The sequence below is a fragment of the Streptomyces sioyaensis genome (genome assembly GCF_004122735.1).
In the GTDB taxonomy this organism is placed as follows: Bacteria; Actinomycetota; Actinomycetes; order Streptomycetales; family Streptomycetaceae; genus Streptomyces; species Streptomyces sioyaensis.
Genome location: NZ_SDIF01000054.1, coordinates 34,415 through 44,492 on the forward strand (window position 1 = coordinate 34,415; position 10,078 = coordinate 44,492).

At 70.5% G+C, this 10,078-nt stretch carries 9 protein-coding genes and 2 pseudogenes; 5 read left to right on the plus strand and 6 right to left on the minus strand.

Annotation, left to right across the window (positions count from 1 at the left end; all coding sequences use genetic code 11):
- Nucleotides 1–12 precede the first annotated feature (12 nt).
- Nucleotides 13–1,305 (minus strand): helix-turn-helix domain-containing protein, encoded by a 1,293-nt coding sequence (locus tag EST54_RS19390; RefSeq protein WP_203525349.1) that lies wholly within the window; start codon nucleotides 1,303–1,305, stop codon nucleotides 13–15.
- 939 nt (nucleotides 1,306–2,244) lie between these two features.
- On the opposite strand from EST54_RS19390, the gene EST54_RS19395 reads away from it, so the two are divergent.
- From EST54_RS19395 to EST54_RS19410, 4 genes are read left to right on the plus strand one after another with little or no spacing between them, the layout of a single operon-like run.
- Nucleotides 2,245–3,333 carry a cytochrome P450 gene (locus tag EST54_RS19395; RefSeq protein WP_129248903.1) on the plus strand — a complete coding sequence of 363 codons (1,089 nt, stop codon included), beginning with the start codon at nucleotides 2,245–2,247 and terminating at the stop codon, nucleotides 3,331–3,333.
- Nucleotides 3,334–3,344: 11 nt separating this feature from the next.
- Nucleotides 3,345–4,511 carry a cytochrome P450 gene (locus EST54_RS19400; protein WP_129248904.1) on the plus strand — a complete coding sequence of 389 codons (1,167 nt, stop codon included), beginning with the start codon at nucleotides 3,345–3,347 and terminating at the stop codon, nucleotides 4,509–4,511.
- Nucleotides 4,508–5,743 (plus strand): MFS transporter, encoded by a 1,236-nt coding sequence (locus EST54_RS19405; RefSeq protein ID WP_129248905.1) that lies wholly within the window; start codon nucleotides 4,508–4,510, stop codon nucleotides 5,741–5,743. Before EST54_RS19400 ends, EST54_RS19405 begins: the two co-directional genes overlap by 4 nt.
- 1 nt (nucleotide 5,744) lies before the next feature.
- Nucleotides 5,745–7,559, plus strand: coding sequence for a prolyl oligopeptidase family serine peptidase (locus tag EST54_RS19410; protein WP_129248910.1), 1,815 nt, complete (start codon nucleotides 5,745–5,747; stop codon nucleotides 7,557–7,559).
- A gap of 42 nt (nucleotides 7,560–7,601) precedes the next feature.
- On the opposite strand, the gene EST54_RS36225 is transcribed toward EST54_RS19410, so the two are convergent.
- A complete protein-coding gene (locus tag EST54_RS36225; RefSeq protein WP_372448143.1) occupies nucleotides 7,602–7,748 on the minus strand; it encodes a winged helix-turn-helix transcriptional regulator in 147 nt (48 codons plus the stop codon).
- Nucleotides 7,749–7,819: 71 nt separating this feature from the next.
- Between EST54_RS36225 and EST54_RS19420 the strand changes: the two are divergent.
- Nucleotides 7,820–8,092 (plus strand): annotated as a pseudogene (locus tag EST54_RS19420) (MFS transporter); the annotation flags it as partial.
- A gap of 73 nt (nucleotides 8,093–8,165) precedes the next feature.
- Here EST54_RS19420 and EST54_RS19425 read toward each other — a convergent pair.
- The 4 genes and pseudogenes from EST54_RS19425 to EST54_RS34285 all read right to left on the minus strand — a co-directional run.
- Entirely contained in the window at nucleotides 8,166–8,780 is a 615-nt protein-coding gene (locus EST54_RS19425; RefSeq protein ID WP_129248906.1) for a GTP-binding protein, read from the minus strand.
- Entirely contained in the window at nucleotides 8,728–9,174 is a 447-nt protein-coding gene (locus EST54_RS19430) for a DUF742 domain-containing protein (RefSeq protein WP_129248912.1), read from the minus strand. The genes EST54_RS19425 and EST54_RS19430 overlap by 53 nt, the downstream gene beginning before the upstream one ends.
- Before the next feature lie 51 nt (nucleotides 9,175–9,225).
- On the minus strand, nucleotides 9,226–9,657 hold the full coding sequence (locus EST54_RS19435) for a roadblock/LC7 domain-containing protein (protein ID WP_006601854.1): 432 nt from the start codon (nucleotides 9,655–9,657) through the stop codon (nucleotides 9,226–9,228).
- A 22-nt stretch (nucleotides 9,658–9,679) separates the two neighbouring features.
- Nucleotides 9,680–10,078 (minus strand): annotated as a pseudogene (locus EST54_RS34285) (ATP-binding protein); the annotation flags it as partial.

Consider the following 10,078-nt stretch of genomic DNA (forward strand, 5'->3'; position numbering starts at 1 on the left):
GGGAGTTCCTCCTCAGGAATGGGTGAAGCGGGTTAACGTGCCCAGGCGCGGCGCCAGTTGGCGCACCGGAGCGTGATCCGAATGGCGGGCCAGGACACGGGCGAGACGCCGGAGATCGATCGTGACGGTCGCGGAGCGCACGGCCGCCACCCCATCGAGCAGTGACTTCGTCAAGGTGCAGGCATGGTCGATCTCGCCGTCCGCCGCGTAGGCGAGCGCCCGGCGTACGCCGTAACGCACCTGCGTCCGCACCGCGTCGGGGGCGACCCATGCGAGCTGCCGGTTCAGTTCCTCGGCCGCCTCCCGCGGGCGGCCCAGGTCGAACAGACACCAGCCGGTGACCATGCCGACCGAGTCGGGCAGATGCATGGGGCCGATCACCGGTGCGTCGGCATCGTCATCCTGGCGGGCGAGCAGCAACCGGGCCTTGTCCAGGGCCCGCTGACAGGCGTCGCGGTCGCCCGCGAGCGCATGGCCCTGTGCCTCGCGCTGTGCGGCGAGCCCGCGGATCCGGGGCGGGAGCGCGCCGCTCTGCGCCCGCTGTGCCAGCGCGACCGTCTGTTCGGCGTCGTCCTGGTACATCGTGACCAACGCCCGACGGACCAGGGCATAGCCGGCCAGCGCCCGGTCACCACCGGCGGCGGCAAGGTCCACCGCACGCTGGGTCCACCACAGTGCCGCCTGTTCGTCTCCGGTTTCCTGCACCAGCCAGCCGACGTATTCGGCGTACCGGGAGCCGAGTGCCAGCAGCTCCCCGCGGGTGCGGGAATCGGCATGCGCCGAGAGTTCCCGCAGCGTGTGGGTCTGCGCGATCAGGCCGGGGAGAAGGACGCCGGGCTCGACGCTCTGGCCGAGCCGCCGATAGTGCGTGAACAGGGAGCGGGACGCCTCCAGCATTCCGGCCCCCGTTGCCTGCGGGACCGGGCCCGCACCGCCGGTCTGCCATCTCATCAACGAGGCGGCGCCGGCGGCCACGACCCGGCGGCGGCCCAGGGGCTGGAACCAGCCCGAGCCGTCCGGTGACAGTTGCATCGTCCACTCCTCCTCATCGATTCCGCCTTCCGCCGGTTCATCCGGTGTGCCGGCACCGGATGTGGCGACCAGGGCGATCAGTGCTCCGCCGGCCCCGAGGGCGGCGTCGCACAGCCGGGCGAGATCGCGGCTGGGCGCCTTGATGCCTCGTTCGACCTTGCTCAACTGCGCCTTGCTGTAGTGCACGGCGGAAGACAGTGCGGTGAGGCTGAGTCCGGCGTCCAAACGCCGTTTCCTCAGTTCCTCGCCGAACTTGAGGGACGGTTGTGGCACGGGAACCTCCATGACCGTCCATCCGGGCGAACGGGGTGCGCACGAAAGCGTGCAGCAGCCCCGGCCGGACGGACAAGGCGAACGGTGCTGTTTCCCGTTTCCTTCTCCGCAGGTGAGGCGCGGTATTCCCGGGAGGGCGTGGTGCGTTCGTTGTCCGGCGTGGCGAGCATGCGCGTCCACGACGTCACCCGCGGACCCGACGTCGGCCGTGGACGGGGCCGGTGATGCCGGACGCCGAGTCCGACGGAGGTCTGACCGACGGCCCGGGCCGCGGGGGGAGTCACCGCCGGGCCGCCACGGAGCGGGCCGGCCCCAGCGGTCTCTCCGGCCAAGGCGGCAGGGGCTCACGGTCGAGCGCTCACGGCGAGCGCTCACGCCACAACGAAGCGGCGAATCGGCAGATCGGTTTCGGAATTTTCGCAAGGTCGAATTAGTCATTCCGTGAGTGTTATTCGGCCTCAGTGGCCGATAGTCATCACTGCGACTCGTGATGTGGGTCACGTTTCGACGTCGATGCGTACAGCTTTGTGGGATTTTGACGATGGCTCAAAACCTTCCCTAGCTCAGCAATCTACTATTGCGGTCAAATCGGGTGTCTCGTGCGACGAATTCCCATGTGAATAGAGTCTTGGCGTCCGGCGGGAGTTCGCCGGTTGCCCTTGGGGCGGAAATTCAGATTCCCCTTTGCGGATTTGTGGATTCCGTTTGCAATGGGCCGTCGCGCTACGGCAAGGGGGTGCCATCATGCGTTACGCGTACTGAGGTATATGAGGCGTCGGCCGGGGTCTCCGGACCCCGGCCCGCGCGACTTTTGATTTGCGTGGGTCTCGTGTTCATCTCACTCGCTCGGGACGGAATGTGTCTGACTACGATCCGCTTGATGCGGCCACGGTGGCCGATCCGTATCCCGTTTATGAGCGGCTGCGGGAGAATTCGCCGGTGTTTTGGAGTGAGCGCTTCGGCTCGTGGATCGTGACGCGCTACTCGGACTGTCACAAAGTGCTCAGCGATGTGGACCTCTTCGCCAGCGACTGGCGCAGGGCGGGGCATGAGGCGCCACCCACCGCGGCGTTGAGCATGCAGGAACTCGACCCGCCCGACCACACACCGGTCCGCAGGCTCTTCACCACTGCCTTCCGCGACCAGGACCTCGACGGGATCGCGGCCTTCGCGGTCCGGGACACGGCCGCGGTCTTCGAGCGGCTCGCCGACGCGCCCTCCTTCGACTTCACCGCCGAAGTGGCCCGTCCGGTGGCGCTCCAGGCGGTGTGCCGGCTGCTCGGGGTGGATCCCCCGCCGGTCGCCGCCTTCGCCGAGTTGTCCGACGCGCTCGTACGCGGCATGGACGCGGGCTTGCTGCCCGAGGTGCTGGAACCGGCGATGGCGGCCCGAAGCCGGATCAACGAGCTCATGAACGAGTGGTTCACCGCCGGCCGCGGGCCGGGTCTCCTCACCCAGGTCCTCGACGGCGCGGGCGCCGCGGGCATCACGGAAGACGCGGTGTGGAACAACGTGCGTGTGCTCTTCCTGGCCGGATTCAGCACCACCGTCGGCGCGGCCGCCAACGCCGTGCTCGCCCTCCTCGAACACCCCGGCGCGCTGGAACGCCTGCGTGACCCCGCCCGGTTGGATTCCGGAGTGGAGGAACTCCTCCGGTACGACGGCCCGGTTCAGGGCACCACCCGTGCCTGCGTGGAAACCACCAAGATCGACAGCGTCACCGTCGAGCGCGGTCAGCTGGTGCTGGCGCTCTTCGGTGCCGCCAATCGCGACCCCGAACGGTTCGTGGCACCGAACGCGCTGCTGCTCGACCGGCACCCCAACCGGCACCTCTCCCTGGGCTGGGGCCCTCATGCCTGCTCGGGCGCACTCCTCGCCCGGATCATCATCCGGGCACTCGTCCAGGAGCTGCTGGCCGCACCCGTGCCCCCGCGACTCGCCGCCCCGCCCGTCAGGGTGCCGCGTGCCACCTTGCGCTATCCGGACCGGCTGCCCGTCACGTTCCAGAACGCTGAGCCTGAACGCTGAGAGTGAGAGCCATGACAACCGACGCCGCCGTCGAATACCACCCACTCGACCCGCACACCCTGCTCGACCCCTATCCGGTGTACGCGTCCCTGCGGGCGGCCGGCGCACCCGTGTGGAACCAGAAGCTCGACAGCTGGGTGCTCACCTCGTACCAGGACTGCCGCCAAGTGCTCCTGGACCACGAGAACTTCGCGGCCGACTGGCGGCGGGCGGGCGAGACCGTCCCCGACCCCGCGCTGGACGTCCACACCATCGACCCGCCCGACCACACCGCGATCTACGGAGTACTCGCCGCGTCACTGCGGGACATGGCCTCGGACGGCCTCGCCGCCCGCACCAGGGACCACATAGCGGCCATGCTCGACGCGCGGCCGGACGGGCCCTTCAATGCGATCACCGAGTTCACCGAGCCGCTGGCCCGCTGGTTCATCCCCGAGGCCATCGGGGTTCCGCCCTTCGACCTGGCCACCGTCCGGCCGATGGCCGAGGCCATCACCGCGGCCATGGACTCCGGCCTCAACCCGGCAGCCAGGGAGCCGGGCGTCGCGGCACAGCGTCAACTGGCCGCGATGATCGAGGGCTGGGTGACCGGGATGGACGCGGGCCACCCCATCCGCGCATTGGTGGGCCACGCCATGGCCGCCGGCGTCCCACGCCACATAGCGATGAACTCGCTGCGTACCCTCGTCGTCAACGGATTCACCGCCGTACCGGCCTCCCTCGGCAACGCGCTGAATGTGTTGTCCAGGGACGCGAGCCTCCTTGCCGACCAGCTCGGCAGCCCCGAGGCGATCGACCGGGCGCCCCATGAGTTCTTCCGCTATGAGGCGCCGATCCAGGGAACCACCCGGCTGGCCGTCCGGGACCTCGAATTCAACGGTGTACAGGTGCGCCGCGGCCAGGGAATGCTGATGCTCTTCGCCGCCGCCAACCGCGACCCCGAGCAATTCGACGACCCTGACACGGTACGGCTCGACCGGTGGCCGAACCACCATCTCACCTTCGGCTACGGCGCCCATGCCTGCACCGGGTCACTGCTCGCCCATCTGCTCCTGCGTGAATTGCTGACCGTACTGGTGGCGCGCGGCACCACCATCAAGCCGGCCGGTCCCGCGGTACACAAGAAACTCGCCACCGTCCGCACGCTCGCGGAACTTCCCCTGGAACTCGCTCCGTGAGCAGGTACCGCACGGCGCTCGGCATACCCGAATTCCGGGCGATCTTCACGGCACACATCGTCTCCATGGCGGGAGCGGTCACCGCGAATTTCGCGCTGACCATGCTCGTCTACTCCCGCACCGGCTCGTCGCTGCTGTCGGCACTGGTCTTCGCGCTGGTCCTCGCACCGCATCTGATCGCGGGCACCCTGCTGTCCGCGCTCATCGACCGGCTCCCGGCCCGGCGGCTGCTGGTCTGCTGCAATCTGCTCTCCGCGGGGCTCGTCCTCGTCCTCTCGCTGTCCGGCACCCCGGTGGCCGCCGTATTGGCGCTGGCCTTCGCCCTCGGCCTGATCGAGCCGGTGTTCTCCGGCGCCCGCGCGGCCACCCTGCCCGACGTACTCCCCGGCGACGCCTACGTGCCGGGCCGCAGCCTCATGCGACTGGTCGCCCAGGGCGCACAGTTGGGCGGATTCGCGGTCGGCGGCCTGCTGATGGCGGCCTTCTCGCCGCAGGTGATGCTGCTCATCAACGCGGGCTGCTTCCTCTTCTCGGCCCTCCTGCTGCGGCTGGGGACCAGGGAACGAAGGCTCCACGACGACAGTGGGACCACGGGGCGGACCTCCCTGCTGCGCGACTCCCTCGACGGGCTCGGCGCGGTGATGCGGAGCCCGGCCGTACGCCGCATGCTGCTCCTCGGCTGGGCGGTCCCCGCACTGGCAGTGATACCGGAGGCGCTGGCGGTGCCGTACACCGCCGGCCTCGGGGGAGGGGCGACCGCCGCGGGACTTCTGCTCACCGCGATCCCGCTCGGGACGGTGACCGGCGAGGTCCTCACCAACTGGCTGGTCCCGAAGGAACGGCAGATCCGCATGATCGGGCCGGCCGCCCTGCTGGTGTTCGTGCCGATGCTCCTCTTCGCGCTCCGCCCGGGTCTGGTGCCCGCGATCGCTGTGCTGTTCGTGTGCGGGCTGGGGTTTTGCACCCAGCTCGGCCAGGACCGGCTGCTGCTCCGGGTGGTGCCCGAGGAACTGCGGGCCAGGGCGCTCGGCCTCCAGACGGCCGGGCTCATGTTCTGGCAGGGGCTCGGCTTCGCCGCGGGTGGTGCGGTGGCAGAGCTGTTCAGTCCGAGCGCCGTGATCTGCGCGGGGGCGGTGACCGGTCTGTGTGCCGTCGTCCTGCTGCTGCGTGGCGCGGTGTTCGACGCCGAAAAGTGGAGTTCCAGGAGTGCGGACGGAGTCGTCAGTGGCTGAGATGGTTGACGGGGTCGATGACGAGCGTTGGAAGGCACGCATCGGAGTCGCCCATGTGACGGTGCCCCGCTGGGCGCGCGACGCCCCCGACCGCTGTGTCTACCGGTCGAACGCCACCGGTACCTGGGAGTTGTACGAGTGGGACCGGGCGAGCGACGCACGACGCAGGCTCACCGACCGCCCCCACGGCACCGCCCTGGGCTTCATCGACCCGGCCGGCGACTGGGTGTGGTGGTTCGCCGATACCGGCGGAGACGAGTGCGGCGTCTGGATGCGCCGGCCGTTCGGCGGGGAGCACGAGGAACCCGCCGTGCCCGGCCTGGCCCCCGCCTACCAGGCCGGCCTCGCCCTCGGCGCGAACGGCCTGGCCGTGCTCGGCACCACCGTGACCGGCGGGACCACCGTCCATGTCTGCCGCCCGGGAACCGAACCACGCACGCTCTACACCCACCCCTCGGACGCCCACGTGGGAGCCATGTCCGCCGACGACACCCTCGTCGCGATCGGCCACAGCGAACACGGCGACAGCCGGCACAAGGCAGTGCGCGTGTTGAGCCTGGACGGCAGGGTTGTCGCGGACCTGTGGGACGGCGAGGGGCGCGGCCTCGGCGGTATCTGGGACGGCCCGGGCAAGGGCCTCGGTGGTATGGCGTTCTCCCCGGTCCCGGGTGACAACAGGCTGCTCATCGAGCACGAGCGCCGCAGCAGGCCCGAGCCCATGATCTGGGACGTCGCCACCGGTGAGCAGCGCGAGCTCGCACTCGACCTGCCCGGCGAGGTCAGCGCGGCCTGGTACCAGGACGGCTCGGCGTTGCTGATCTGGCACACCCATCACGCCCGTGACGAGCTCTACCGGCTGGAACTCGGCACCGCGGAAGCCCGCGGCCTGACCCGCCTGGACACCCCGAAGGGCGTCATCAGGGGAGCCGGGACCCGCCCGGACGGCAGCGTGGAGTTCGTCTGGTCGAACGCCGCGCACCCTCCGGTCGTCCGGTCCACCTCGGGTGGCACCGTACTGGCCCCGCCGGGACCGGCGGCTCCGCCCTCCGTCCCCGTCACCGACACCTGGGTGGAGGGCCCCGGGGGCCGTATCCACGCGTTGGTCTCCCGGCCCCCGGGGGCTGACGGCCCGCTCCCGTGCGTCTTCGAGGTACACGGCGGTCCGATCGGTTACGACGACGACGCCTTCGACCCCGTGGTCGCCGCCTGGGTCGACCACGGCTTCGCGGTCGTCCAGGTGAACTACCGGGGTTCCACGGGCTACGGCTCCCGATGGCGGGACGCGATCGAGGGGCGCCCCGGCCTGACCGAGCTGGAGGACATCGAGGCCGTCCGCGCATGGGCCGTCGCCAGCGGCCTCGCCATCCCCAAGCGCCTTGTCCTGTCCGGCCGTTCCTGGGGCGGCTACCTCACCCTGCTGGGGCTCGGCACCCGCCCCGGGAACTGGGCCGTCGGCATCAGCACCATGCCGGTGGCGGACTACTTCGCAGCCTACGAGGACGAGATGGAGGCGCTGCGCGCGTACGACCGCTCGCTCTTCGGCGGCTCACCCGATGACGTGCCCGAGCGATACCGGGCGTCCTCCCCCCTCACGTACGCGGACCGTGTCACCGCACCGGTGCTGGTGATCGCAGGTGAGAACGACCCCCGCTGTCCGATCCGGCAGATCGACAACTACGTCAACCGCCTCGCCTCGCTGGGCAAGCGGCACGAGGTGTACCGGTACGACGCGGGGCACGGCTCACTCGTCGCCGACGAACGCATCAAGCAGATCGAAGCAACCATCGCCTTCGCCCGCACCCACCTGCCCGCCTGAGCTCGGCCGGCTTGACGACGACCGTTGCCACTGCCATGGGGCTCAGGTTTCGGTCGGCGTCTGGTCATCGTCGCGCACCTGAGACTTCAGGTGCTGGCGGTACCAGCTGCCCCATGCGTCGAGGTGACCGATGATGTCCCGCAGTCTCTGGCCGGCCCCAGTGAGTGCGTACTCCACCCGAGGGGGCACTTCCTGACTGAGACCACACAGACGCCCCCCACCGATGGGCGGCCTTGGGCGTGTTGTGCGCCAGCCTGCTCATGGTGGTCTTCGGGCTCGCGTCGGCGGGCGCGGCACTGTCGGCCTCCCCGGGGCAGTTGATCGCCGCTCGGGCGGCACTCGGGATCGCGGGCGCGATGATGATGGCGAGCACGCCCGCCATCATCAGGGCAGTGTTCCCCGACGACCGGGAGCGGTCGGTGGCGATCGGCCTGTGGACCGCGGCGAACAGCATGGGAGTCTCCGTGGGGCCGCTCCTGGGCGGACTGCTGATCGAGCACTTCTGGTGGGGATCGGTGTTCCTCGTCAATGTGCCGATCGTGGGTGCTCGCTGTGGCCGGCGGCGCCCTGCTGACGTCGGGTGGTTTCGGGCACCGGCCCCGGCACTCAGCCCGTCATGGTGTCTTCCGCGCGGGACAGGGCGACTTCGAGGACGACCAGGAGTGCGTCGCGGACCGAGCCGGTGGCGCGTGCGTCGAAGACGATCAGGGGTACGTGGTCGGAGACGTCCAGCGCCCACCGCACCTCGTCGAGGTTGTGGTGGACCTCGCCGTCGAACGCGTTGACGGCGACGGCGAACGGGATGTCCTTGTGCTCGAAGTAGTCCACCGCGGCGTAACAGTCGTCCAGGCGGCGGGTGTCCACGATCACCAGACCGCCGAGAGCGCCCTCGACCACGTCGTCCCACATGAACCCGAACCGGTCCTGGCCCGGAGTGCCGAACAGGTAGAGCTTCAGGGTCGGGTCGATGGTGATGCACCCGAAGTCCATGGCGACCGTGGTGGTGGTCTTGCCCGGGGTGTGCGAGAGATCGTCGACGCCGGCCGCGACCTCGGTGATGGCGGCCTCCGTGGTCAGCGGCCGGATCTCGGAGATCGAGCCGACGGCCGTGGTCTTGCCGACGCCGAAGCCGCCGGCGATGACCAACTTGACCGGTACCGGCGGCTGTTCAACCGCTGTCACGGAGTGTGTCCCGTGAGTCGGGGACGGCACGGAGACCATCAATAACCCTTCGCAGTACGGAGATGTCCTGGGTGGTCCCGGCGTTCGGGACGTGGACCGCCAGCCGTCCGGCGGCCCGCAGGTCCTCCGCCAGCACCCGGACCACGTTGAGGTGGAGGCGCAGTCCCGCGGCGAGTTCCGCCACCGATTGCGGCCGGCGGCAGGCGGCGACGATGTCGTGTTGTTCGAAGGCGAGCGAGCGCAGGGCGGCGAGCCCGGCCGAGGTCGCCACGACCTGGGTCTCGACCGGGAGCGGGGGCCCGGCCCCGCCCCCCGCCACCCGGCCGGCCGTCAGCAGGAACGGCCGGATCGCGGGTGCGCGGCCGGCCGGCTCCGACGGGCCCTGGGCGCGGCCGTCTGCTTCGTCGCCCGGTCCTGGTTCGCCGCCGGCCATCATGCTCCTCTTCTCACGCCCTGGATCCCTGCCTTCGCGCTGTCGGACGGGTCAGCGGGCCGGTGTGGCGCCGGCGTTCTTCTTGAGCTCCAGCACCAGCTGGGGGGTGAGCGCGCTCCCCGCCCGGTTGGCGAAGAGGGTCATCTCGTAGGCGATGTTGCCGAGCTTCGCCTCCTTCGAGGTCACCACGCCGAGGACGGCACCGCAGCCGATGGCCGACACCAGGACATGGCCGCCCTCCAAGTCGATGATGACCTTGTTGAGGCCGCCGAGGCCGTAGTTGCCGGAGGCGCCGGCGGCCAGGCTCGTGACACCCGACACGATCGCCGCGAGTCGCTCGGAGTCGGCCTGCTCGCGCAGTTGGGAGACAGCGATCAGCAGGCCGTCGGAGGACACCGCGATGGCGTCGACGACGCCGGCGGTCTGGGTGGCGAACCGGTCGAGCAGCCAGGTGAAGTCGGCCGCGGCGGCCGTCAGATCCATGGGTTCCCGCTCGGAACTGCTCTTACCTGTCGGCGTCGTCACTGCCCGACTCCTTCCGGGGTTGCTGGTGGTGCGATGGTGCTGGATCGGTCGGGGTGGGAGCGCTGTCCTGCTCAGCCCTGCGTACGGCGGCCTCGAAGTCGTCGAGTTCCGAACGGACCGCGTCGGCGTCGACGGGCCGGCGCACGGCCTGGGCACCCCGGTCGGCCGTCGGGGTGGTCCTGCCGAGCGTCGCCCCCCGGACCCGCCGGCGCAGCGGCTGGCCGGGCTGTGCCGGTCGCGCCTCGGAGGCGGGGGCGGTCTGCTCCGCGTCCGTGCGGGGCGGGACGCGCCGGGGGAGCTCACCGTGCCGCGCGGGGGCGGTCGGCCGCCGTTCGGGCGTGGTGGCGGGGGCCCGCACCGGCAGGGGTGTGGCGGCGGC

Bases quoted from the DNA above. Each gene is read 5' to 3' on its own strand.
- EST54_RS19435 (WP_006601854.1), bottom strand. From the start codon at position 9,657: ATGGATCTGACGGCCGCCGCGGCCGACTTCACCTGGCTGCTCGACCGG.
- EST54_RS19400 (WP_129248904.1), top strand. From the start codon at position 3,345: ATGACAACCGACGCCGCCGTCGAATACCACCCACTCGACCCGCACACC.
- EST54_RS19425 (WP_129248906.1), bottom strand. From the start codon at position 8,780: ATGGTCTCCGTGCCGTCCCCGACTCACGGGACACACTCCGTGACAGCG.
- EST54_RS19410 (WP_129248910.1), top strand. From the start codon at position 5,745: ATGGTTGACGGGGTCGATGACGAGCGTTGGAAGGCACGCATCGGAGTC.
- EST54_RS19430 (WP_129248912.1), bottom strand. From the start codon at position 9,174: ATGGCCGGCGGCGAACCAGGACCGGGCGACGAAGCAGACGGCCGCGCC.